The following is a 24,869-nucleotide window of genomic DNA, read 5'->3' as shown; positions in this document are numbered from 1 at the left end:
TATACTTGTGCAGACAGGTATAGCCGCTTTTTTGCTCGGAAAATAGGAGCGGCTAAGAGGAAGATGCTCGCCAGGAAAAAGTCGATTTATTATCCGAGTAGCGAAAATACCCGTTTATAAATATATAGTTTGTTCAACTTAATCTCACAGCCATGGATCTGACACAGGAAGATCACCCTACCCGGCGCGTAAACAGCGCCAGCAACCCTATCTGGATGGACGGCTTACGAATTGCCTTAGGGCTTTTTCTCTTCATCAAAGGCATTATGTTTTTAGAGCATACAAGTGATGTCTTTTACATTTTCAGCCGGCAGCAGGATATGCTGAGTGCCGAAAAAGCAGACCTGCTGACCAGTTCCGTTCATATCATCGGCGGCCTGATGATCGCATTCGGGGCTTTAACACGGCTTGCGTTGCTGTGCCAGATCCCGATCGTGCTGGGGGCAGTGATGTTCGTAAACCCACGCCAGGGTGTGGCACTGGGCAATACTGAGCTTTGGATATCCCTCGTCGTGCTGCTGCTGCTGATTTTTTTCATGATTGTGGGGCCCGGCCGTTATTCCATCGATAACAAGGTCTTTCGTCCGAAAAAGTAAATCCTTGCCCCTGCTTTTCCCGTTCGCGGCTTGCCCTTGCACTGCATTCCGGCTACAGGAGGAGGCCGGGTTAAAAGACCTCGCGCAAAACATGTCCGGTTCAGGCCACAAACCGTTTAAACCATTATATGCCAATTGTTTAAACTTAAACTTAAAGCCATGAACGTATCACAAGACATGAACCGCGTTGAACGCTGGACCGATTCCCATCACCCGCTTTGGCTGGACTTTGTACGCATTGGATTAGGCTTGTTCATCCTGGCCAAAGGCATTATGTTTATCCAGAATACCGATGCCCTGCTGCATATTTTGCGGACCAGTAGATTTGAGTGGGTTTCTCTGGGGCTGGCACATTATGTGGCCTTTTCGCATTTGTTCGGGGGCCTGCTGATTACACTCGGCCTGTTAACCCGGGTAGCCATTTTGTTTCAGATCCCCATCCTGCTTGGCGCGGTTATTTTTGTTAACTCCCAGCGGGGCTTTTATGTAGAGAATACCGAACTGTGGTTGTCGCTGCTGGTGCTCGGCCTGTTGATCTTTTTCCTGATATTCGGTTCCGGCCGCTTCTCCCTGGATCACTACATGAAAGTACACAAAGAAGGGACTTACTAAGTACACGTACCCTGTTCGTAGCTTCCTTGTAGCAGCATTCCCGCGCTGCTGCGCAGCCTGTTCTTGTCCAATTTCCAAGCACCCCGACCCGCTCCTCATACTTGCTGCTTACGGAGTAATCTTTTTGCTCCTCCTTTGGTTTGATTGGAAGCCACCTCCTGCTCCTAAATCCTGCTCTTGCCGGCTCTACAGAAAAACTTGCTGCATGTGCTGTTTTTAGCAACTATCCATACTTCAAAAGCCAATTCACCCCAAGAAATAACCTAGGTCATGTAACTAGAAAGTGTACTATTTAAGAGCAGCGCAGTGCAAAGTATAAAATCCTTTAGCTGCGCTGCTTGTTTTATAGCTGCCCCGCTGCCAATTTTGCAGTGCCTGAGCGGGTGCTTTATGTATGGACAAAAAGCCGCAAAAGGCTAAGAGGTTAATGAACCGTATTATGACAGAAAAATCCCTTCTCCTGAACGGCAAGAAATTTTATTACGATGAGATTGCCGATTATTCGTTCCGCAACAGCATTCCGTTAAATGGCTATGAGAGCAAAACGCTGGAGTTTTGCCGCAGCTGGCTCAACGGGATACAGGAATTCCCGATCCAGACCTCCGGCTCTACCGGCGTTCCCAAACCCATCGTCCTGCTGCGGCAGCAATTAGAAGCCAATGCCCGCCGCACCATCAAGCTGCTTCACCTGCAAAAAGGCGATACGATGCTGGTGTGCCTCAACACCGAGTACATTGCCGGCATGATGATGCTGACCCGCGGTTTTATTGCCGATATGGAAATGATCATTGTGGAGCCGGTCGGCAACCCGATGACCTTAGTAGAAGACAACCTGAAAATAGATTTTAGTTCTTATGTGCCCATGCAGCTCCACAGCATCCTGCATGAGACGCCCGAAGCAATAGCGCAGTTAAACCAGATGAGAGGCATTCTGGTGGGCGGCGCGCCGGTGAGCCCCGCTTTGCAGCGCGAGCTGCAACAGGTACAGGCACCGGTCTATCATACGTATGGCATGACGGAAACAGCTTCACACATTGCCCTGCGCCGCCTGAACGGGCCCGAAGCTGCCGATTATTACCAGGTGCTGGAAAACATCAAAGTAGGCCTTGATAAACGCGGCTGCCTCACCATCAAAGGCGATATCACCAACAATGAGCTGCTGGTAACAAATGACATTGTAGAGCTGCTCACGCCCACCCGTTTTCGATGGATTGGCCGGGCTGATAACACGATCAATACAGGCGGCGTGAAAGTGCAGATAGAAAAAGTAGAGCTCGCCGTAGCCGAAGCCCTGATAGACTGGGAGCCGGCACCACGCTTTTTTATCGCTCCGCAGCCAGACGAACTGTTAGGTGAAAAGATCGTGCTGCTGCTGGAAAGCCAGCCCCTGGTTGCTCATAAAGAAGAAGAGCTGCTGACCAACCTGCGCCCTTACCTGCGCAAGTTCGAAATGCCCAAGGAGTTATTCTATGCGCCCGCCTTTACCGAAACGGCCACCGGCAAGCTTTCGCGGCAGCGCACCTTACAAAAACTGGGCCTCTACACCGATTAAAAACAGATGTATTAAACGGCAGGCCGCGTCAGCCGTACTAAGTATCAATCAACAGAACTATATATGAGAACTATACTTACAACATCCTGCTGCCTGTTGCTGCTTTTATCTGCTAATAGTTGCACGAGCGGTTTGTTTGGCTCCAAAGCACCTCTTAAACTGGAGGAAGCCTGGAAAACCGACGATGTGTTACGCACCCCGGAATCGGCCCTGCACGATCCGCAACGCGATGTGATCTATGTATCCAATATCAATAAAATGTCGGAGGAGAACCGCAAGGATGGCGATGGCTTCATTTCGACGCTCACGACAGACGGCAAAGTAGACGAGCTCTACTGGGTAACCGGCCTGAATGATCCTAAAGGTATTGCGCTTTACAATAATGTGCTATACATAGCCGATATAGATGAACTGGTGGCTGTTTCGACGCAGACAGGTGCTATTCTGGGCCGCTACAAAGCAGATAAGGCCGAGATGCTGAACGATGTGACGGTAGATAATTCAGGGAATGTGTACGTGACGGATTCGGGGGCAAAGCGCGTTTACCAGTTTAGCAACGGGCGGCTGACCCGATGGATGGACAATACCGCCCGCGAAAAACCAAACGGTATTTACTTTGATGGCGACCGTTTGCTGCTAGCCTTAATGAGCAGCGGCGAAGTGCGTTTTCTGGATCCGGAAACAAAGAAACTGACGGACTGGACAGAAGGCATTAAAAATGCAGATGGAATTGCTAAAATGTCCGATGGCAATTACCTGGTATCCGGGTGGGACGGCGAAGTATACCTGGTGCTGCCCGAAGGCAAAAACTACAAATTGCTCGACACCAAAGGAAAGAACATCAATGCCGCCGATATCAGTTACTCCGAAAGGCTGAATGTGCTGCTGGTGCCTACGTTTAAAGACAACCGCGTTTTTGCCTATACTTTATCAGAATAAGTAGGGCGAATGAACAGAAAAGGGCGGCCATAACAGCCGCCCTTTTCTGTTCATTCAATTTTCAGAACCAGAGGGAAGCGGCTTTAATAATTTTACAGTTGCAGCTAGGTGTTTCCAGTGATGATTTCGAAAGTTTGGCCTCAAATATGCAGTGTGGCTGCTATACCTATACTTTAACCTGTGGGAACAATGACGATGAAGAAAAAGTATACTTTGGCGCTACTGGCTATACTTGCTTATCTGCCTGGGCTTACCTACACTGCCGCAGCGCAGGCCACGAAAATGCCTGTACAGGAGCAGAAATATATTCTGGTAAAGGAAGCGTCCGACCCTAATCTTGCTAATCCCGAAACCTTGTCCGGCATTAACCTGCACCGCGCTAAGAAAGGCACTTACCAGCTTGATTTTGAGAAACAACTAAAAGAAGATGCCTTGCTGATGATCACCAACACGGCTGGCAAAAAGGTGTATGAAAAACCGATTGCAATTGCAGATCGGAAAAACGCCTGGCGATACAATGTGGGCAAGCTACGGCCTGATACCTACCTGGTAGAAGTGAAAACAAGCAACACTACCTACTGGACCAAATTCAAAGTAAAGTAGCCCGGCAGCATGTAAAGTGATCCTGACAAAAGGCCCTCTTTCTATACTAAGGAAGAGGGCCTTTTGTTGGAAGTATACATGATCCACCTGTTATACCTGGTGCCACTCCTGCAGCACATGGTATAACAAGCCCGCACCGAGTTTTGCTGTGCGGTTATCCAAATCGAAAGAGGGGTTAAGTTCGGCTACGTCCAGGCTCAGCAGTTTCCCGCTATGCACCACCTGCCGGAGCAGCGCCAGCACCACTTCCGGCTGCAGCCCCAGCGCATTTACGGCACTCACGCCGGGCGCATAGCCGGCAGCAAACACATCCAGGTCTATGGTCAGGTATACTTTATCTACCTGAGCCAGGAAATCGGCTAATTGTTGCTGTAGCGTAGGTAATTGGTAGAGCTGCACCTGCTCAGCTACGGTGTACCGCACCTGCAGCTGCTCTGCTGCCTCAAAAAGTACACGAGTGTTGCCGGCAGCCTGAATACCGATGCAGTTATACTTGAAGGGCTGGTTCATACCTTGCAACCTGTCAGCAATTTGCCGGAAGGGCGTACCGGAAGTAGCTTGCTTTTCATAGCTGCGCAGATCGAAATGCGCATCAAAATTCAGAATACCCACCTGCTGCTGTGCTGCAACGTGCTCCACCCCCAGATAATGACCATAAGCCACCTCGTGACCGCCTCCGAGTACCAGCGGCCGGTAACCTTTCTGCAGCAGCAGAGCTACTTTTTTGCCCAGTTGCTCCTGTGCCTCTTCCAGGTTCTGATTGGTACAAAGCACATCGCCGGCATCATACAGCTTTACCTGCGCCGGCAGGTGAAGGGCAAAAGAGGCCATGGCATTGCGCAAAGCGGCAGGCCCTGCCACTGCCCCGATCCTGCCCTGGTTGCGACGTACGCCCTCATCACAGCAAAAGCCTATAAATGCAAAAGCGATCTCATCCGGTGGCAGGGCCGGCAGCTCCTCAGATAAAGTGAGCAACTGCATGACCTGGTGCCAGCGTAAGCCTAGTTCGCCATCATGCGCATCCACCCGCCCTTTCCAGGCTTCTTTTGTGGTTGGTTTATACATCGTAATGGCAGATTGTTATTTGTTGATCGTTATTTTTATAATACCGCATGTTTAAGTGAAGAGGTGACTTGTGTTAAATCCGAATCCCGTTTTTCCAGATCATCGCTGGTTTCAGCTTGCCCTGAAAGTATAAGATATCCTTGTAATCAGCAGTTGGAAAAGCAATCATATCAGCAAGTTGTCCTGCGGAGAGCGTGCCCCGATCCGTTAAATTAAGGGCCCGGGCAGCCTGGCAGGTCATAGCGGTCAGGGTTTCGGCTGTGGTCAGTTTTTCGGCTGCGCCTAGCAAGGCTGCCTGTAGCAGCAGATCACCCATAGGTGCAGAGCCGGGGTTCCAGTCGGTAGCAATAGCGAGACACAGGCCACTATCAAGCATTTTTCGGGCTGGCGCATACCCCATGCCCAGGCCCAGTGAGGCGCCGGGCAAGACCGTAGCGACTGTGCCTGCCTGCTGCAGCAAGGCCATTTCCGCCTCCCCGCTTGCTTCCAGGTGATCGGCACTGACGGCGCCCACTGCGGCGGCAATCCGGCTGCCGCCGGTGCTAAACTGATCCGCATGCACGGTTACCTCCATTCCCAATGCTTTGGCAGCCAGCAGGTAATCTAGCGCAACTTCTTCGGTAAAAGCGGTGTCTTCAATAAAAATATCGATGCGCTTTGCCAGTTGCTGTTTTATGACTTGTGGCAGTAACTCCTCCTGTATGTGCTGCAGGTACGCTCTTGGGTCTGAGAATTCTGGTGGCAGTGTGTGGGCGGCCAGGCAGGTTGGCACCAGGTCCAGGGCATGTTGCGCGTTCACCAGTTGGATGGCCTCCAGCATTTTCAGCTCGTCCTCCACGGTTAAGCCATAGCCGCTCTTCACCTCACAGGTTGTCACGCCTTCGGAAAGATGGCGGTCGCAACGCTGTTTCAGGAGCAGGACCAGTTCCGGTAACGAAGCCTCACGCGTTTTGCGCACGCTATCCAGAATTCCGCCGCCACTGCGGGCAATTTCTAAGTATGATTTTCCGGCTACCCTTTGTGCGTAATCGTTGGCACGCGAGCCGGCAAAGCAGATGTGGGTGTGGGCATCGATCAGTCCAGGCAGCAGCACCATCGGGCTGACAACCGGTTCGAGTTGGTAGTTCTTTTCCTTTGCTTCCTGCGCAAGTTCCTTGTAGGCATCCACCTTTACGATGCGGCCATCCTGCACCAGCACGCCGGCCTGTTCAATCACCTGTAATTGAATATCTGCAATTGGCCCTGCTGCCGGCAGGCCTGCCATAGGCAGCACCTGCACAAAGGGCCCTACAAGGGTGATAGTAGCTGTCATGTGTTGTTTTGTATTCACGTGTAGGCTACAGCGTCAGGTTAAACTTCTCGGCATTTTCCTGGGCTGTTTCATAGCCGGCATCGGCATGACGGAAAATACCCATGGCCGGATCGTTGTAGAGCACGCGGCGCAGGCAGCGTTCGGCCCTTTCCGTACCATCCGCCAGAATCACCATGCCCGCATGTTGCGAATACCCGATGCCTACGCCGCCGCCATGATGAAAGGAAACCCAGGTTGCTCCGCCTGCCGTGTTGGCCATCAGGTTAAGCAGCGGCCAGTCGGAAATAGCGTCGGAGCCATCCTTCATTCCTTCCGTTTCGCGGTAAGGCGAAGCCACCGAGCCGCAGTCCAGGTGATCGCGCCCGATGACGATGGGGGCTTTTACTTTCCCCTCGCGCACCAGCTGATTAAAGAGCAAACCGGCTTTTTCGCGCTCACCCATGCCCAGCCAGCAGATGCGGCAGGGCAAACCCTGGAAAGCCACTTTCTCGCCCGCTTCCTCCAGCCATTTGATCATGTGCGTATTCTCCGGGAAAAGCTGTTTCAACGCCTCGTCGGTCACGCGGATATCCTCAGGATCGCCCGACAAGGCAGCCCAGCGGAAAGGACCTTTTCCTTCGCAGAACAGCGGCCGGATATACTCCGGCACAAAACCCGGAATCCGGAAGGCATCTTTTTCACCACCTTGCTGCGCAAATTCGCGCAGGTTGTTGCCGTAGTCAAAGGTTTTGCTTCCCCGCTGCTGCAACTCCAGCATAAAACCCACGTGGCGCGCCATACTTTTAAGCGACAAGGCTTTATACTTCACCGGATCAGAAACGCGCAGCTCTTTTGCTTCTTTCAGGCTTAAGCCATTGGGCACATAGCCGTTCAGCGGATCGTGGGCAGAAGTCTGATCAGTAAGAATGTCAGGGGTGATATTATCCTGCAGCAGGCGCGCCAGTACATCCCCGATATCGCCTACCAACCCCACTGAAAGGGCTTCTCCGCGATCCCGGGCTTCCAGTACCCACCGTTTGGCTTCCTCATAGTCATAAGTCATCCGGTCGATGTAGCGGGTATCAAGCCGCTTTTGAATACGCTCCGGATCAACATCCACGCCAAGAAAAGTAGCACCCGCCATGGTAGCAGCCAGCGGCTGTGCGCCGCCCATCCCTCCAAGGCCGCCGGTTACCAGCAGCTTGTGGCGCAGATCGCCACTGAAGTACTTATCGCCGCAGGCGGCAAAGGTCTCATAGGTGCCCTGCAGAATCCCCTGCGAGCCAATGTAGATCCAGCTGCCGGCTGTCATTTGCCCATACATGATCAGGCCACGCTTGCGCAGATCGTTGAAATACTCCCAGGTAGCCCAATGCGGCACCAGGTTGCTGTTGGCGATCAGCACGCGCGGCGCCTCCGTGTGCGTGCGCACCTTGCCCACCGGTTTACCCGACTGTACCAGCAAACTCTCATCTTCTTCCAGTTCCAGCAGCACTTCAATGATCTTGCGGGCATCTTCCGGGGTGCGGGCTGCCTGGCCCGTGCCTCCGTAAACAACCAGGTCGGCGGGCGCTTCGGCTACTTCATCGGTCAGGTTATTTAGAAACATGCGCAATGCTGCTTCGCTCTGCCAGTTTTTTGCATGAAGCGCAGTACCGCGGGGCGGTGTATAGGTAGGATGCGTGGCGTATTTACGAATAAATTCTTCGGTTGTAAGTCCAGCGCGGGTAACTGCGGTGGTATCAGGTAGTGTATTCATAGTTATTTGGTATCAGAAATGTTCCATTCAAGTATCCGAAAATTAATTCAAAAAGTATAGCAAAAGGAGTATAAATTGGGGATTTAAACCATTTCTCAAGTATAAGTATGGCGCTTCCTGCTTTATCAGACCTTCCTGCTCTTTTGGGGAACATCGATATTTACCTGTTCGATCAGCTGCTGAAAGGACGGGTTAAGGAAAGTATGAAACTGCTGGATGCCGGCTGTGGCAATGGCCGTAACATCCGGTACCTGATGGCTTCCGGCGTGGAAGTATACGGGGCTGACACATCGGCAGAGGCTATTGGCCAGGTACAACAGCTGGCCAGCCAGGTGGCGCCGCAGCTACCTGCGCAAAACTTTGTCATATCTGACACTGCTTTGCTACCCTATCCTGACAACTATTTTGATGTTGTGCTTTGCAGCGCGGTGCTGCATTTTGCGCAGAACGAAAAACATTTCCGAAGTATGGTGCAGGAAATGTGGCGCGTACTCAAAACGGGTGGCATGTTCTTTAGTCGTTTGAGCACCACCATCGGCATGGAAGGAAAATTTCGGCAAGTGCAGGAGCGGCGTTACCAGATGCCGCACGGAGATGTCTGGTTCCTGGCAGATGAAGAAATGCTGGAGTTGCTGGAAGAGCAGCTTTGCGCCCAACGGCTGGAGCCGCTTAAAACCGTACTGGTGGAAAAGGAACGAAGTATGACCACCTGGGTACTTCAAAAGCAAGTATAGCTTTATACTTAATTACAATACATATTTTTAATCAATTACTTATGTGATAAGTAATCATAGGTATAAGGCGGTAAAACATCGTATTGAAACCAGCTGAACCTAAGACCCTATCATTACTATAAGGAGCTTTCTGTAGCAAGGCACTTTCTATACTTACATCCAATAATTTTCAGGCGGCTGCTCCCCGCTTTTGCCAGCAGCAGTTCTTATACTTCTCGCCGCTGCCACAGGGGCATGGCTCGTTACGGCCCAACCTCTTGCCATATGGATTGAGCAGTTCTCTGAAATTAAGGCGAAAGCGTTTGCGGGGACTTTGATGAAAGATTTTGGTCAGTAGATCATAAAGCTTCGGATGATTTTCGGCTAATTGACCCGGTTTCTCAAAGAAATATTCAGTTACAACGGCAAAGAATTCTGCCTCTGATGTGCCGCCATAGCTGTTGATATCCGATTCGCCGGTGTTTATACTTTTGATCTTACGCAACATGAGCTCCTGCCATGGCCTGACCAGCTCTTCTGGTAAATGCGCTTTTGGGATGCCGTCAACCTCCCCATCAGCCTGGTCCAGCAGATGCGCAAATTCATGGATGCCCACGTTCTGCCGGTCCTGCATATCGTTAAAGCCTCGTTCCAGTGCCGGTTTAGAAAGCGTTACATAATGATCATTCTGAAAGGGATTTACGCGGCCCAGCACTTCCGAGACAACTTCCTTTTTATCGTTCTCATAGCGCTTTATACTTCCCGGAAACACTAGTACTTCGCCCAGGTTGTAATACTCCCATTCGCTGAAGCCAAATATCGGAATGATGGCGCTGGCACCTACCAACACCTTTGTCAAATCATCTACTTCCGTCTGAATGCCTGTGATGCGTTTTTCTGCTAAAAAGAGTTGCAGCTTTTTCTCAAAGCGGGTTTTGCCTTCCTCATCCAGGGTATGATAAAAGCCTACACGGTCGGTGAGGATCTTGCGCCACTCTACCGGAAATTCCTGTTTGCTCACTGCCCGGCGGCGACGCTCCCGGCGTGTGGCCCATCGGTAAAAAATAAAACTCAGCCCTAAAACCAGCGCCACAAAAAAGACATATCCCATGGGCTGCTTAAACGGTCAACAATCAGGAAAGATGCTTACGCAATAAGTAAATTACAGCCCCGGATGTCGGAATTGTCGAAACGCCCCAGCACTTCGAAGCTCCCATTGGGATGCAGCCGGCCAATATCCTTTGTTTCGATGAAGGCACAGGAGTCTACGTTGGCCAGGTCGATGACATTGATGCCGCCGGAACGGTGGTGCCGGCCCACATCATAAGGGTCATTTAAATCGCGAAGCAGCACGCGCATACTATAGCCCGGCAAGAAAATGCCGTTGCCTTTGGAATAGCCCTGCGACAAGAGCTCCGTCATACCATATTCAGAGTGAATGGTGGCCACCCCAAAGCCCTGGCAGAGGTGCTGGTGCAACTCCTCCCGGATCATCTCGCGGCGGCGGCCTTTCATGCCACCCGTTTCCATGATGATAACGCCGGAAAAATCCTCCCGCCCTTGCAAAGCCGTAGCCCAGTCGAGCAACGCATAGGAAACCCCGATGAGCAATACTTTTTTACCACGTTGCTTGGCTTGCCGGACTGCCTGCAGCAGCAGATCATGTTCGTGCAGGTAAAAGCCCTGCTCCTGCTGTCCCGTTTGCTGCCGGAAGTACTCCACCATGGCCACCAGGCTGGAGCCTCCCTGCTCCAGGTATGAGGGCAGCAAGGCCAGCACGATATAGTCCTGCAGCGGGCCATAGAGCTGTTCAAAAATGAGCTCGGTAGTAGTAGTATACCAGGCCAGATGCGAAACAAAGTGCCGGCTGCGGCTTTGGCGGGTTGTGCCGCTGCTATAGAAGGTTACTTCCGGTTGAAAAGAATCCGTCATTACCGGGTGGGTTTTGAAAAATTCGATCGGTAGAAAGGGGATCTGCTCCAGCGTCAGGACCTGCTCCGGTTTTATTTTCCGGAAAGATAAGTAGGACTGGTAGAGCAGGTTGTGTGCTGCCTGGTAGCGAAACAATTCAAGTGCTTTTGCAGCAAAATCAAAGTGGGGTTCCTGATGAAGTTGCCTGATAAAGTCGGCTTTATAATCCATTTATAGAAAGTTACAACAAATCCTATATTCTATGCGTTATATTTTTTGTAAATTTAGCTTCATTTTCGGAGATCCCCCATGAAATATATGCTAAAGTATAGCTTTGCGCCACTGCTGCTTGTTTTGCTTTTCAGCGCCTGCCGCAAAGAGCCTAATTACCCCGATACGCCAGAGATCGAGTTCCGGCGGGTGGACCAGTATACGTACCCTACCAATAACGTATTGCACGACTCATTGGTCATTGTACTGGGCTACAAAGATGGCGATGGGGACCTTGGGTTGAACAGGCTGCAGAAAGATGATCCGGACAGTAATCCGCCTTATAATTCGGGCTCTCCCTACGAGTATAATTTCTTTGCCTCCCTTCAGATCAAAAAGGGAGACCAGTATGTACCCCTGGCGCTTTCCAATAACCTGCTTAACCTGAATGGCCGTTTCCAGCGGCTTACCTCCGACAGCCGGGCCGAAGCTTTAGAAGGGGAAATCAAGTACTCGCTTGTAAACTTTGATAGAGCAATTTTTGACTTCTTTGATCCTACGCTCTTCAGCCCAACCGATACCATCCGCTTCGAGATCTATATCTATGACCGGGCCCTGCATAAAAGCAATGTAGTGGTAACGGATGACCTGGTGCTCTTCACCGGAAGACCTAAATAACACCTTTCTATACTTGCAGCCGAACAGCTTATAATCAGATGTTTATACTTACTTACAAGGCCTAACTCATTAAATCGTATCCTTCAGGTATAACAATAAAAAGTCCCCGGCAGCCTGTGCTCCCGGGGACTTTTTGTATGTAAAATCCCCTTAGTAGATCGTCGGAAAAGCTTTGGGATCAGCTTCGTTGAGGATCTCATAAACTGCTTCAAAAACATCCTCCACATTCGGTTTAGAGAAGTAATCACCATCTGAGCCGTAAGGCGGGCGGTGCGGCTGCGCAGACAGACATTGCGGCTTGGCATCGAGCCAGCGGTAAGCGCCCTGCCCGTCCACGACCTGTTGCATCATAAAGGCTGTAGCGCCCCCGGGAACGTCTTCATCCGTAAACAGCACACGGCTAGTCTTCCGGATGGAATCCGTAATGACATGGTCCAGGTCAAAAGGCAGCAGCGTTTGCACGTCGATCACCTCGGCCGAAATTCCGAACTCCTCTAACTGGCGGGCAGCTTCCAGCACGATGCGGCACATAGAGCCATAGGTTACAATAGTGATATCGGTGCCCTGCTTCAATACTTCGGGCTGGCCAAGGGGTAAGGTAAACTCCCCGATATTATTCGGAATCCGCTCCTTTAAACGATACCCATTCAGGCATTCGATCATCAACGCAGGCTCGTCTGCTTTCAGCAACGTATTATAGAATCCTGCGGCCTGTGTCATATCACGCGGCACGAGCACGTGCATGCCTCTTATTGCATTCAGGATCATGCCAATGGGCGAACCAGAATGCCAGATACCTTCCAGGCGATGACCGCGGGTGCGTACAATCAGCGGGGCTTTCTGGCCGCCCTTAGTGCGATATTGCAAACTAGCCAGGTCATCGGAAAGTATCTGGATGGCATATAATAGGTAGTCGAGGTACTGGATCTCGGTGATGGGGCGCAGGCCACGCAAAGCAGCTCCGATGCCCTGTCCGATAATAGTGCACTCGCGGATGCCGGTATCCGTTACCCGCAGTTCACCATACTTATCTTGCAGGCCAGCAAAGGCCTGGTTCACATCCCCTATTTTTCCGACATCCTCGCCAATGGCAAACACGCGGGGGTCGCGCGCCAGCATGGCATCAAAACAAGCCTGTAGTACTTCGCGGCCATCCACCACCGGAGAGTTTTCATCAAATTCGGGTTTCACTTCTTCCACCAGCAAGGCAGATTGCTCGGACTGGCTATACAGGTAGGAATTAAACCGATCGGCATTTTCACCAAACGTTTGTTCCAGCCAGCCAATCAGCTCACGTTTGGCCGTATTCCGTTCATCGCGAACATAACGCAGGGCTTTGCGCACGGCCCGAACAGCGTCGCTACGGATGGGGCTGGCTGTTTTGCGCAGCTCATCTGAAATCGAAGCCAGTTTGGTGATGTGCTCACTTGCTTCAGCCAGGTTGTCTAACAGGCGCAGGGCTTCCTCGTGGTCCGCTTTGATGCCACTGGAGAATTCACTCCAGGCAGCGCCTCGCGCAAGACGGACCGTTTCTTTCGCTTCCGCCTCTATCTGGTCCAGTTGCCCGGCGGTAGCCAGTTCATTATCGAGCAGCCACTCCCGCATTTTTTTCAGGCAATCAAAGTCTGCTTCCCACTCCAGTCGCTCTTTTGATTTATAGCGCTCATGCGAGCCGGAAGTAGAATGGCCCTGTGGCTGCGTCATTTCCTCTACATGTACCAGCACCGGCACATGTTGCTCGCGGCACACGCGCACGGCAGCTTCGTAGGTTTCGCAGAGGGCAGCATAATCCCAGCCCTTCACTTTAAATATCTCATAGCCCTGCTCCCCTTCAGCGTTACGCTGGAAACCGGCCAGAATCTCGGAAATGCTACCTTTGGTGGTCTGGTACTCGGCCGGAACCGAAATACCATAGTTATCATCCCAGACAGAAACCAGCATGGGTATCTGCAGCACTCCAGCAGCATTTATGGCTTCAAAAAACATCCCCTCCGAAGTAGAAGCATTGCCAATCGTGCCAAAAGCCACCTCATTTCCGTTAACCGAAAATGTATGCAGCTGCTGCAGAGCGGGGTTCTGGCGGTAAAGTTTGGAAGCATATGCCAAGCCAACCAAACGCGGCATCTGGGCTGCCGTAGGCGATACGTCCGCACTGGAATTACGCTGCTTGGTCAGATCTTTCCAGTTGCCTTCGTCGTCGAGCAAACGGGTTCCAAAATGGCCGTTCATGGCCCGGCCTGCAGTAGAAGGATCTGCTTCTACATTTGTATGGGCATATAATTGTGCAAAATATTGCTGCAAGGTAAGCTCACCGATGGCAAACATGAAGGTCTGGTCGCGGTAATAGCCGGACCGAAAATCGCCGGGAAGAAAGAAACGGGCCATTGCCAGCTGCGCTACTTCCTTGCCATCGCCGAAGATGCCGAATTTTGCTTTGCCCATAAAGACCTCCTTACGGCCTGCCAGGCTGGCATGACGGCTCTCCCACCCAATGCGGTAATCGTTCAGGATCTCCTCGGTTGTTAGTTTATGAGTGATAGATGCTTCAGCAGTTTGCATGTCTTCTCAGTATAATCAATAAGTGTATTTTACGATCAAAAGTACAGAACTATCCCTGAAATTCAAATCCGGCAGCCTGCCGTGCTCCCCTTCGCCAGTGGTTGGCGTGTATCATTTTGTAAAAAGAATCTTTATCTTTGAGGCGGTCTGCGCTTGACTGATAATCCAAAAACATATTTTTTTGCTTTTTCTTGTTTATGAAACAAAAGCTTTACTTCTTGACGCTGCTTAGTTGCATGCTATTTTGGTTTAATGCGCAGGCACAAGGCGAGCTGGAGTATGAATTTGACACGCATGACTTTGGTACAATTGCCGAGGGCACAAAGGCTGTTTTTAATTTCAGGGTACGCAACAAAGGGAATCAACCCGTTGTGATCACAAATGTTCAGCCCTCCTGTGGGTGCACCACGCCGGAATGGACAAAAACACCTATTCTGCCTGGTAAAATCGGTTTCATCAGAGCCATTTATAATAGCACAGGCCGGCCGGGCCCGTTCAATAAATCCATTACTGTTACTTCTAACGGTGTATCGCCAACGCATGTTTTGTACATAAAAGGCGAAGTTGGACCGGCTGATCTGAAAACTATTCACACGCAGGAACAAAAAACATTGTCACCGCGTTTGGCAGTTGGAAGAACCACTTACAGCTTTGGGAAACTTGAAAAAGGACAAAAAGCTGTGGCTAAATTCCAGATAAAGAACACGGGTCGGCAGGACCTGCAGATACAGGGCGTACGTTCGGCTTGCAATTGCGTGAGCTACAAAGTGTCGGACCCGGCGATAAAACCCGGACAGACAGCTACTTTGGAACTTACGTATGTGCCCGCAATGTTATCAGAACAGAACGAAGTTGTAACGATAATTTCGAATGATATCGTGATGCCAGCACTCAGACTAACGCTTAAAGCAACGGTAGTAGAGAGCCTGGTTTCTGAAAATATGGTAAAGGAGGGTAAACAGCCCATTCCTTTCAGATAGTTTTTTTCATAGTTTTATTTTGTACTAATGGCAGTGATTTTATCACTGCCTTTTTTCATTTCAGGCCCTACTCTAACAGGCAGGTTTCCAGTACGTTTTGCATCATTTTGCAGGCATCCCTTTCCTGCTTTCGGAATCCTTCGAAAGGCTTCAGTTTTTGGGCTTTTATTTCATCTAAGAAGCACTATCTTTGCGCAGCTTTTCAAATCAAAACACACAACATTATGATAATTGGTGTTCCAAAGGAGATCAAAAATAACGAAAACCGCGTAGGCACAACGCCTTCCGGGGTAATTGAGTTGGTTCGTAACGGACATACCGTGTATGTACAGACGTCTGCCGGTGAAGGCAGCGGCTTTGCCGACGAAGATTATGTAAAGGCGGGAGCTACGATTCTTCCAAGCATCGAAGAAGTATACGCCATCGCCGATATGATCATCAAGGTTAAAGAGCCGATCGCGTCTGAGTATAATCTGATCAAGGACAACCAACTGTTGTTCACCTACTTCCACTTTGCTTCTTATGAGCCGCTCACCAACGCTATGATCGAGCGGAACGCTGTTTGTCTGGCTTACGAAACAGTTGAAAAAGCGGATAGAAGCCTGCCCCTGCTGGTTCCGATGTCGGAAGTTGCCGGCCGTATGTCGATACAGGAAGGTGCTAAATACCTGGAGAAACCACTGAAAGGCCGTGGTATACTTTTAGGTGGGGTTCCCGGCGTTCGTCCTGCTAAAGTACTTATACTTGGTGGTGGTGTGGTAGGTACCAATGCTGCTAAAATTGCTGCAGGTATGGGTGCGGATGTAACCATTATGGACACAAACCTGGCGCGTCTGCGCTATCTGGATGATATTATGCCGGCCAACGTTAACACGTTTATGTCGAATGAATATAACATCCGTGAGTTGCTGCCAACTCATGATCTTATTATTGGAGCGGTGCTGATCCCGGGTGCAAAAGCCCCACACCTGATCACACGCGATATGCTGAAGGAAATGCGTCCGGGCACCGTGCTTGTGGACGTGGCCGTAGACCAGGGCGGTTGTATTGAAACATGCAAGCCTACTACCCATGAGAACCCAACCTTTATTATTGATGATGTGGTGCATTACTGCGTAGCCAACATGCCCGGAGCGGTTCCTTATACTTCTACGCTGGCCCTGAACAATGCCACCATGCCGTACGCCATCCAACTGGCCAACAAAGGCTGGAAGAAAGCCTGTGCTGAAAACGAGGAGCTCAGAAAAGGGCTGAACGTGGTGAACGGAAAAGTAGTGTATAAAGGGGTAGCCGAAGCATTTAACCTGCCTTACACGCCTGTAGAAAACGTGCTGTAAGAAGTTGAGCTGATTTATATAAAGCGCCTTTCTGACGTACTGTCGGAAAGGCGCTTTTCTGTTTATGCGTATTTAGCCGTATCTTTACATCCAAGCGCAAGACAGATTATACTACCTGTCACTGCTTTAACTGCCTGTCCTTTCATGATTGATATCACCCTGAAACTGTTGTTGAAAAGAATGGGCCTGCTGCTGGTGCTGTATACGCTGCTGCGGCTGGTATTCTATGCTTTTAATTACAGCACCTTTGCCGGCGCAGCGCCAGACCAGACGGTGCTCGCTTTTCTGCATGGCCTCCGCTTCGATCTGTCGGCCTTGACGATCATCAACATTCCCTTCGTGCTATTCTCATTGTGGCCCATTGGCAATACCCTGCACAGCACCTACCAGCGGCTGCTTCGCATTCTGTACCTCGTTACGAATGCGCCCTTTATTGCCCTGAACCTGGTAGATGTGGAGTTCTTTAAATTCATTGGGAAGCGTTCTACAAACGAGATTTTTACCATCGGTGGTGATATTGCCGAACAGGCGGGGCAGCTCCTGGGCTACTACTGGTACATGGTCGTGGGCTTTATACTTCTGCTTTGGTTACTGGCCAAAGTATACCCTTCGGCGCCGGTAGCAGCGCTAGTTAAAAATAAGCTTCTCTGGCGCTCGCTCCGGCTGGTGGTAGTAGCCGCTCTGGCTGTGCTGGCCATCCGTGGCGGTCTGCAACTCAAACCCCTCCGTGTCAGCCATGCTTTTACACTGCAGCCGGCTGCGCTTGGCCACCTTACACTCAACAGCCCGTTTACCTTTATCAAAAGTATCGGGCAGCCGAAACTGGAGCCAAAGCATTACTTTGCTACAGATGCCGAAGTAAGGAAAGCCCTGCCTTTTAACCTGCAAACCTATCTGCAGCCGGACGGGCCACCTCGGCATCAGAATGTGGTGATCATCATTCTGGAAAGTTTTGCAGCCGAGTACGTGGGTGAGCTGAACAACGGGAGAGGCTACACGCCATTCCTGGATTCGCTGGCTAGTAATGGGCTGCTGTTTCGCAACGCTTTTGCCAACGGACGCAAATCCATCGAGGCAGTACCTTCGGTACTGGCCGGGTTGCCTTCGCTCATGCAGCAGCCCTATATTACCTCTGCATACCAGTCCAACACCCTCTATGGCCTGGGCTCGATCCTACAGAAAGCCGGCTACCATACGGCCTTTTTTCATGGGGCAGCTAATGGTACCATGGGCTTTAACAACTTTGCCAGACTGGCAGGCATACAGGAGTATTATGGGCTGGATGAATATCCGCCCGCTTTACGGAAATCAGACTATGACGGCCAGTGGGGCATTTTCGATGAGCCTTACCTGCAGTATGTTGCCCGGCAGCTCAGCAGCTTTCAGCAACCGTTTATGGCAACCATCTTCACGCTGAGCTCACACCAGCCCTATACGGTGCCGGAGAAGTATAAAGGGCGCTTCCCGAAAGGAGAACTGGAAATACAGGAGTCGATTGGCTATGCTGATTTTGCCTTGCGAGAGTTTTTCAAAACAGCTTCCAAACAGCCTTGGTATAACCAAACGCTGTTTATCCTTACTGCTGACCATACACAGAAAAGTATAGCGCCCGCTTACCAGAACGAATTAGGTGCATACCGGGTGCCGTTGTTGCTGTTTCAGCCTGATCAGCCTTTTACAGGGATTGATCCGGATCGTGTGGTGCAACAAGCCGATATCTACCCGACAGTACTCGATTATTTGAATATTGCGACAGATAAGGTGCTGCCCTTCGGCCAGTCGGTACTGGATACGAGCAGCACAGGGCGCGCACTCTTTTACAATGGCAACTCCTATTTTATGGTAGAACAGCAGGGCGTTACTGAACTGACCGCGACGGATGAACTGCACTTTTATACTTTCCCGGATTTAGCGCCTGCTCCCGCAGCAAAAGACCAGGAAGAACGGTTGAAAGGGTATGTACAGTATTACCGAAATGGCTTAATTAACAACAAGCTATACCTGCAGAAGTAACGCTGAAAGAAAAGGAAAGCCGTATCAATTTATACTTGTTCTTCAGCCTTAAAAGGAGGAATTTCCTGCAGCGGTTGGTAGCGCTTCGTGTCAAAGTCCACTTGCCAGCAGTAATGCTGCAAACCATTGGTGATCACGACATAGCGGGCCTGTAAGGCCTGGTTATACACCGAAACCTGCTTCACGACTTCCTGCGTAATGGGTATATGGGCTGCCTTGCACTCGATGAGCAGGTGGGGTTTGCCATCAGAATTATACACGCACAGGTCCGTGCGTTTCTGCAGCTTGTTATAGCTGGTGCCACGCTCAATGCTGATCAGGCTTTTGGGGTAGCGGAGTTCCTGGAGCAGGTAATGCACCACATGTTGCCGCACCCATTCCTCGGGCGTTAAAACGACATATTTTTTCCGAAGCGCATCAAAAATCAATGAATTGGCTTCAGATTTTTTAACTTTGTAAGCAAAAGGTGGCAGATTCAACCTATCCATACCGCTAAATTAACCTTTTCCGCTGCTCCGCCCTAGTAGTACCTGCTGCCACGGCGGCTTTTTTATACCTGATTACGAATCATTATCCCCATGAAGACGAAAGAAGAAATAGTAAACGACTGGCTGCCCCGCTACACAGGCGTTCCGCTGAATGAGTTTGGAGAGTATATTCTGCTGACCAATTTTATCACCTACGTACGCATGTTTGCCGACCGCTTCGGCGTAGAAATAAGAGGACTGGATAAACCCATGCAAACAGCCACGGCCAATAACATCACCATCATTAACTTTGGAATGGGCAGCGCCATGGCTGCTACCGTAATGGATTTGCTCTCAGCCATTAAGCCCAAAGCCGCGCTGTTCCTGGGCAAGTGTGGAGGCCTTAAAAAGAAAACGCAGATCGGGGATCTGATCCTGCCGATTGCCGCCATCCGCGGAGAAGGCACATCGGACGATTACATGCCGGCTGAAATTCCGGCGCTTCCGTCCTTCCGCCTGCAGCGCGCCGTTTCATCCATGATCAAAAAGCACGAAATGGATTACTGGACCGGCACTGTTTATACTACCAACCGCCGGGTGTGGGAGCATGACGAAGAATTTAAAGAGTATCTGCGCCAGATCCGGGCCATGGGCGTGGACATGGAAACTGCTACGATCTTTACGGTAGGCTTCATCAACGAAATACCGCATGGCGCGCTCCTGCTCGTATCAGACAACCCGATGATTCCGGAAGGTGTGAAAACCTCGGAAAGCGATAAATTAGTGACATCCACCTACGTGGAGAAACACCTCAGCATCGGCATCGACTCGTTGCTGGAACTGATCAACTCCGGGGAATCCGTGAAACACATGCGCTTTGAATAATAGCTATACATGAAAAAAACATTTAAACGCTATGCTGCCGCCCTCCTCTTGAGCGGCAGCTTTGTTAGCGGCTGCACCAGCACCCAACCTGCTGACCTGCTGGTATACAACGGCAAGGTGTATACGGTAAATGAGGCATTCGATAAGGCTGAAGCTTTTGCCGTAAAAGATGGCAAAATACTAGAGGTAGGCACCACGGCCGAATTGCGTAAGAAGTATAAACCAGCGGAAGAGCTGGATGCAGGTGGCAAAACCATATACCCGGGCCTGATTGATGCGCACACGCACTTCTACAGGTATGGGCTGGGGCTGCAATCGGCAGACCTGGATGGCACAGGCTCCTTTAAAGAAGTAGTGCAGCAGGTTGTGGCTCAGCGAAAGAAATATCCTACCACCCCTTGGCTCACCGGCCGCGGCTGGGACCAGAACGATTGGGCCGTACAGGAATTTCCTTCTAAAGATACCCTCGACCTGCTCTTCCCCGACACACCGGTTATACTTACCCGTGTGGATGGTCATGCTGCCCTGGTAAACCAGAAAGCGCTTGATCTTGCCGGTATTACGCCCCAAACCAAGATGGTTGGAGGCATTGTGGAAGTGAAAGATGGCCGCATGACCGGCATTTTAGTAGACAATGCCGTAGACCTGGTATGGGCTAAGGTACCGGAGCCCACGGAAGCTGAACAACGCGCAGCACTTCTGACAGCGGAGAAAAACTGCTTTGCCGTCGGCCTTACCACGGTGGATGATGCCGGGCTGGACAAAGCCACCGTGGAGCTGCTGGACGCCATGCAGCAAAAGGGAGAGCTGCAAATGCGCGTATACGCCATGTTAAACCCAACTCAGGAAAATAAAGACCACTTCTTTGCGAAAGGCCCGCTGAAAACCGACAGGCTGCATGTAACCTCGTTCAAGATCTATGCCGATGGCGCACTCGGCTCCAGAGGAGCAAACCTGCTGAAGCCCTACGCGGATCGTGCAGGCCATTATGGGTTTCTGCTTTCTTCAGAAAAGGAATTCCGGGAAGTAGCCAAACAAATGTATGCGCACGGATTTCAGATGAATACGCATGCTATTGGCGACTCGGCTAACCGTCTGCTGCTCGACATTTATGGGGAAGTATTAGGAGGCAAGAACGACAGGCGCTGGCGCATTGAACATGCCCAGATCGTAGACCCTGCGGATATGGCTAAATTCGGTAAGTATAACATCGTGCCATCGGTACAGCCCACACATGCCACCTCCGACATGTACTGGGCCGGCGAAAGATTGGGAAGCGAACGCCTCAAGCATGCCTATCCGTATGAGGAGTTGCTAAAGCAAAATGGCTACCTAGCTCTGGGCACCGACTTTCCGGTAGAAAGTATAAATCCTTTTTATACTTTCCATTCAGCTGTAGCCCGGCAGGATGCCAAAAATTACCCTTCCGGTGGTTTTCAGATGGAAAATGCCCTCACACGCGAGCAGACCTTACGAGGCATGACGATCTGGGCAGCCAAATCTAACTTTGAGGAAAAGGAAAAGGGAAGTATAGAAAAAGGGAAAGTTGCCGACTTTATACTTGTTGACAGTGACCTGATGGAGGTTGCGCCTGAACAAATGCGCGAAACGCAGGTGCTGCGCACCTATGTAAACGGCAAGCTGGTCTATAAAAAGTAAGGTTTTCTTCAAGCATTTAAAGAAAAAGGGAGTCACTGTACGGTACAGTGGCTCCCTTTTTGATTTATAGCAGCAACTATTTGCAGGTAAAGTTGCGCACTTATATGCATAAGCGCTATAGCTATTTTTTAAATCAATGGGTTGTTGCAGCCTTTTCTAAACCATTTGGGCGCATGTTCTTATTCCAGCGCACCATCGTCAAAAATATTAGTCCAATCATAAAAAACAGCATCAAAGCCAGGATACTATTGCGCATCGATCCTGTAGCCTGTGCAATGGCGCCATACGCCAGCGTACCTAGTACAATTGAAATCTTCTCCGTAACATCATAAAAGCTAAAAAAGGAGGCGTGATCAATTGTGGTAGCAGGGATCAGCTTGGAATAAGTAGAGCGCGAGAGCGACTGCACCCCTCCCATCACAGAGCCCACGACAGCAGCCAGCACATAAAAATCAAATTGTCCGCGGATGAAATAGGCGCCGATACACACCCCAATCCAGATAATGACGGCCACGATGAGCGCGCGTACATTGCCAATTTTATTTGAAAGAGCGGCAAAACCATACGCGCCGCCAATGGCCACCAATTGAATGATGAGGATGGTTAGGATCAGGGCTTCATCGGGCAGCTTTAATTCTTCAATACCAAAAATCGTAGCCACATACATCACGGTTTGCACGCCCATGTTATAAAAGAAATAGGCCAGTAGAAAACGCTTTAATAGGGGCAGTTGCTGTACCTGCTGAAGCACTTTCTTCAGTTCCCGGAAACCATTCAGTACCCAGCTGCCTTCCGGCTTGCGATGATAAACATTGCCGGGCAGATGATAGAACGTATACTGCGCAAAGCCAAACCACCACAGGCCCGTCGTCAGAAATGCAATGCGGGGCGGCAGGCTTGTATTGGTGGCCGCAATACCGAACCAAATCGGCTTTAAGATCATGGCCAGGTTAAAGATCAGCAGCAGCACGCTCCCTATATAACCCATAGCAAAGCCCCGCGCACTCAGCCTGTCAAACTGATCTTCAGTAGCGATCTCGGGCAGGTAGGCATTATAGAACACAATACTGCCGCTATACCCGATAGAGGCCAGCACAAAAAGTATAACCGAGAAAGTAAAGGTTTCTTTGGTAAAGAAGTATAACAACACGCAGGACAGTGAACCCAGGTAGCAAAACAACTGCATAAACAGTTTCTTACGCCCGCTGAAATCTGCCATGGCCGTTAAAAAAGGGCTTAAAGAAGCAATGATCAGGAAAGAGGCAGAAACAGCATAGGAAAACAGCACGGCACTTTCCAGCCGGAAAGCCATGAAATTGACCAGCGTCGTGCCATCAGTATTATGCGCCACGGCACTATAATAGATCGGAAAGATCGTGGAGGTTATGACCAGCGAATACACGGAATTCGCCCAATCATAAAAGCACCAGGCCCGGGTAGTGGTAGGGTTGTTTTTTTGCATCCGGTAATTTAGCAAAAACTACCTTTGCACCTACCTGCTGCCCTCCCTAGCGATAATAATTAAATGAGGTTTTTCGTCGCTGCAGCATGCCAAGTACTACTTCCCAAAGGTGTTCATATGGGACAAACTCCAGCTCGGCCAGTGTATCTTTACCATTTTTCGATGCCGAAAGCTTCTTTAATAACAACTTACTTTTTGCCTGCACCCTTTCTCTATTGCCCCCTTCTTTGGCCACCAGCAGCAGCAGGCGCATAAAGGTTCGAACGCGCTCCACTTTATCACCTTTCAGGTACTTGGAAATATACTTTGAAATACGATCTATATAGGTTTCCAGGGTCTCTTCCGACATATCAGCAAGCGACTCCACAAAATGAAGTATAAGGATGGGAAGGTTATACCCTTCTTTATCGGTGCTGAGCACCTTTAATTCACAAACCGGCCTCTGGATAAAACTCGTCGTCCTGGTTAATTTCGGATCGCAGACAAGCAAGATAAACCGCCGGTATAATTCCCAAAGCTCTTTTTTATTTCTATATAAATTAGGGAAATATTCATTATCAAAAACCTGCCCTAGCAGTTCAATTGCCAATGAATATTTTCTGCTGTAGATGGATAAAACAATATAATTTTCTATAAAGGCAAACCAGTTTACATTATTAGTATCATAATCACTAATATGCTTTTTAGCAAGCTCTAATCCACGTTCATATTCATTGATCCTGATCAGAGAATATATTTTAATATAATTATTAAATCGGGTATTAAACCACTTTGCATTAAGTATACCTTTTGCAACTAGTTCTTCTCCTTGCTGAATGACATTAAAGATGCCCAGGAAATCCCCTGATAACTCTAACCAGGTAATAGATAACAGATGGTAAAAACTATAGATCCTTGGTATAGGATACCTTGTCCATGTATCCTTTAGTTCCTCAATAATGGAAGGTAACTGCGGCAGGAAACGGTTTCTATCTGCAGTAGAGCCTCCCATAACCTGACAGCGGGCATTTAAATAAATTGTTTCTGCTTTCTGCTCCGCTACTGCTAGTTTATAGTAGGTTTGAAGCTTCTGGTCAGCTAAAGTAAAAGCTTTTTTATTGTATACCAGTAAACTAGCTTCTCGCTGTAGCTCAAGACCTTTAACTATAAACTCTGTCAGTTCAGCAGAATGAGCAATAATAAGGGCTTGTTCCGTTAACTTTGCGGCGGTCTGATACTCACCGAAATAGTAAAGCTTTCGTGCCTGATGAAGTAAAAACTGACAATCGTTTGTTTCCTGAAAACATAATCTATTTTTATGCGATTCGCTGTGCTCCAGAAAAAGGACACTATTTAAGACCTTTTTCCGTAATCGATGCTTCAACATCCGATAGGTCGTACTTATTTTACCATCACTATACAAGTAAGCTGCGGCTTCCTCATCAGTTGTAACTGCACCATTTTTAATTGCATGATAAAACTTCCCTTCCAGGCTTGTTTCATCCTGTTGATTAATAACAGGTAATCCTCGGCCAGTTTTTTCTGCCACAAGTTTTACCAGGCGCTTCAATTCATTCATTATTACTTCTTAAAGGCTGA

The 24,869-nt window shown here is 49.8% G+C and carries 21 protein-coding genes; 12 read left to right on the top strand and 9 right to left on the bottom strand.

Going from position 1 to position 24,869, the window contains the following annotated elements; all coding sequences use genetic code 11:
* Positions 1-152 precede the first annotated feature (152 nt).
* The 5 genes from LWL52_RS07775 to LWL52_RS07755 all read left to right on the top strand — a co-directional run bounded on the left by LWL52_RS07775 (position 153) and on the right by LWL52_RS07755 (position 4,302).
* Positions 153-596 carry a DoxX family protein gene (locus LWL52_RS07775; protein WP_242918555.1) on the top strand — a complete coding sequence of 148 codons (444 nt, stop codon included), beginning with the start codon at positions 153-155 and terminating at the stop codon, positions 594-596.
* A 159-nt stretch (positions 597-755) separates the two neighbouring features.
* On the top strand, positions 756-1,208 hold the full coding sequence (locus LWL52_RS07770) for a DoxX family membrane protein (RefSeq protein WP_242918553.1): 453 nt from the start codon (positions 756-758) through the stop codon (positions 1,206-1,208).
* Between the two features lie 439 nt (positions 1,209-1,647).
* Positions 1,648-2,760 (top strand): AMP-binding protein, encoded by a 1,113-nt coding sequence (locus tag LWL52_RS07765; protein ID WP_242918550.1) that lies wholly within the window; start codon positions 1,648-1,650, stop codon positions 2,758-2,760.
* A 63-nt stretch (positions 2,761-2,823) separates the two neighbouring features.
* Positions 2,824-3,699 carry an SMP-30/gluconolactonase/LRE family protein gene (locus LWL52_RS07760; protein WP_242918548.1) on the top strand — a complete coding sequence of 292 codons (876 nt, stop codon included), beginning with the start codon at positions 2,824-2,826 and terminating at the stop codon, positions 3,697-3,699.
* 189 nt (positions 3,700-3,888) lie between these two features.
* A complete protein-coding gene (locus LWL52_RS07755) occupies positions 3,889-4,302 on the top strand; it encodes a T9SS type A sorting domain-containing protein (protein WP_242918546.1) in 414 nt (137 codons plus the stop codon).
* A 90-nt stretch (positions 4,303-4,392) separates the two neighbouring features.
* On the opposite strand, the gene hutG is transcribed toward LWL52_RS07755, so the two are convergent.
* The 3 genes from hutG to hutU all read right to left on the bottom strand — a co-directional run bounded on the left by hutG (position 4,393) and on the right by hutU (position 8,417).
* Positions 4,393-5,367, bottom strand: coding sequence for a formimidoylglutamase (gene hutG, locus LWL52_RS07750; protein WP_242918543.1), 975 nt, complete (start codon positions 5,365-5,367; stop codon positions 4,393-4,395).
* 73 nt (positions 5,368-5,440) lie between these two features.
* Positions 5,441-6,697 (bottom strand): imidazolonepropionase, encoded by a 1,257-nt coding sequence (gene hutI / locus LWL52_RS07745; protein ID WP_367615675.1) that lies wholly within the window; start codon positions 6,695-6,697, stop codon positions 5,441-5,443.
* A 7-nt stretch (positions 6,698-6,704) separates the two neighbouring features.
* Entirely contained in the window at positions 6,705-8,417 is a 1,713-nt protein-coding gene (hutU, locus tag LWL52_RS07740) for a urocanate hydratase (RefSeq protein WP_242918541.1), read from the bottom strand.
* Positions 8,418-8,524: 107 nt separating this feature from the next.
* On the opposite strand from hutU, the gene LWL52_RS07735 reads away from it, so the two are divergent.
* A complete protein-coding gene (locus LWL52_RS07735; protein ID WP_242918540.1) occupies positions 8,525-9,151 on the top strand; it encodes a class I SAM-dependent methyltransferase in 627 nt (208 codons plus the stop codon).
* 169 nt (positions 9,152-9,320) lie between these two features.
* Here LWL52_RS07735 and LWL52_RS07730 read toward each other — a convergent pair whose 3' ends face one another.
* Together LWL52_RS07730 and LWL52_RS07725 are read right to left on the bottom strand one after the other, a co-directional pair.
* The gene (locus tag LWL52_RS07730; protein WP_242918539.1) at positions 9,321-10,241 is read right to left on the bottom strand and encodes a zinc-dependent peptidase; all 921 of its coding nucleotides are present in this window, start codon (positions 10,239-10,241) and stop codon (positions 9,321-9,323) included.
* Positions 10,242-10,276: 35 nt separating this feature from the next.
* Complete coding sequence (locus LWL52_RS07725; RefSeq protein WP_242918538.1) at positions 10,277-11,272, bottom strand: acyl-CoA synthetase family protein; 996 nt, start codon at positions 11,270-11,272, stop codon at positions 10,277-10,279.
* Between the two features lie 78 nt (positions 11,273-11,350).
* Here LWL52_RS07725 and LWL52_RS07720 point away from each other — a divergent pair, with 78 nt between their 5' ends.
* Positions 11,351-11,929, top strand: a complete 579-nt coding sequence (locus LWL52_RS07720; protein WP_242918537.1) for a hypothetical protein — start codon at positions 11,351-11,353, stop codon at positions 11,927-11,929.
* Between the two features lie 150 nt (positions 11,930-12,079).
* Here LWL52_RS07720 and LWL52_RS07715 read toward each other — a convergent pair whose 3' ends face one another.
* On the bottom strand, positions 12,080-14,488 hold the full coding sequence (locus tag LWL52_RS07715; protein ID WP_242918536.1) for an alpha-ketoacid dehydrogenase subunit alpha/beta: 2,409 nt from the start codon (positions 14,486-14,488) through the stop codon (positions 12,080-12,082).
* 236 nt (positions 14,489-14,724) lie between these two features.
* Between LWL52_RS07715 and LWL52_RS07710 the strand changes: the two genes are divergently transcribed.
* From LWL52_RS07710 to LWL52_RS07700, 3 genes are all read left to right on the top strand, one after another.
* Entirely contained in the window at positions 14,725-15,468 is a 744-nt protein-coding gene (locus LWL52_RS07710; RefSeq protein WP_242918535.1) for a DUF1573 domain-containing protein, read from the top strand.
* A gap of 224 nt (positions 15,469-15,692) precedes the next feature.
* Entirely contained in the window at positions 15,693-16,805 is a 1,113-nt protein-coding gene (gene ald / locus LWL52_RS07705) for an alanine dehydrogenase (protein ID WP_242918534.1), read from the top strand.
* Between the two features lie 144 nt (positions 16,806-16,949).
* Entirely contained in the window at positions 16,950-18,818 is a 1,869-nt protein-coding gene (locus LWL52_RS07700) for an LTA synthase family protein (RefSeq protein ID WP_242918532.1), read from the top strand.
* A 29-nt stretch (positions 18,819-18,847) separates the two neighbouring features.
* Here the strand turns inward: LWL52_RS07700 and LWL52_RS07695 are convergent, their stop codons facing one another.
* Positions 18,848-19,306 carry a type I restriction enzyme HsdR N-terminal domain-containing protein gene (locus LWL52_RS07695; protein ID WP_242918531.1) on the bottom strand — a complete coding sequence of 153 codons (459 nt, stop codon included), beginning with the start codon at positions 19,304-19,306 and terminating at the stop codon, positions 18,848-18,850.
* A gap of 90 nt (positions 19,307-19,396) precedes the next feature.
* On the opposite strand from LWL52_RS07695, the gene LWL52_RS07690 reads away from it, so the two are divergent.
* Positions 19,397-20,170 (top strand): AMP nucleosidase, encoded by a 774-nt coding sequence (locus LWL52_RS07690; RefSeq protein WP_242918529.1) that lies wholly within the window; start codon positions 19,397-19,399, stop codon positions 20,168-20,170.
* Positions 20,171-20,179: 9 nt separating this feature from the next.
* Positions 20,180-21,829 carry an amidohydrolase gene (locus LWL52_RS07685; RefSeq protein ID WP_242918527.1) on the top strand — a complete coding sequence of 550 codons (1,650 nt, stop codon included), beginning with the start codon at positions 20,180-20,182 and terminating at the stop codon, positions 21,827-21,829.
* A 133-nt stretch (positions 21,830-21,962) separates the two neighbouring features.
* Here the strand turns inward: LWL52_RS07685 and LWL52_RS07680 are convergent, their stop codons facing one another.
* Complete coding sequence (locus LWL52_RS07680) at positions 21,963-23,291, bottom strand: MFS transporter (protein WP_242918525.1); 1,329 nt, start codon at positions 23,289-23,291, stop codon at positions 21,963-21,965.
* Positions 23,292-23,337: 46 nt separating this feature from the next.
* A complete protein-coding gene (locus LWL52_RS07675; RefSeq protein WP_242918523.1) occupies positions 23,338-24,849 on the bottom strand; it encodes a hypothetical protein in 1,512 nt (503 codons plus the stop codon).
* Positions 24,850-24,869: the final 20 nt, after the last annotated feature.

Source organism: Pontibacter liquoris (genome assembly GCF_022758235.1).
Lineage (GTDB): Bacteria > Bacteroidota > Bacteroidia > Cytophagales > Hymenobacteraceae > Pontibacter > Pontibacter liquoris.
This window is presented reverse-complemented; position numbering and strand designations above follow the sequence as displayed.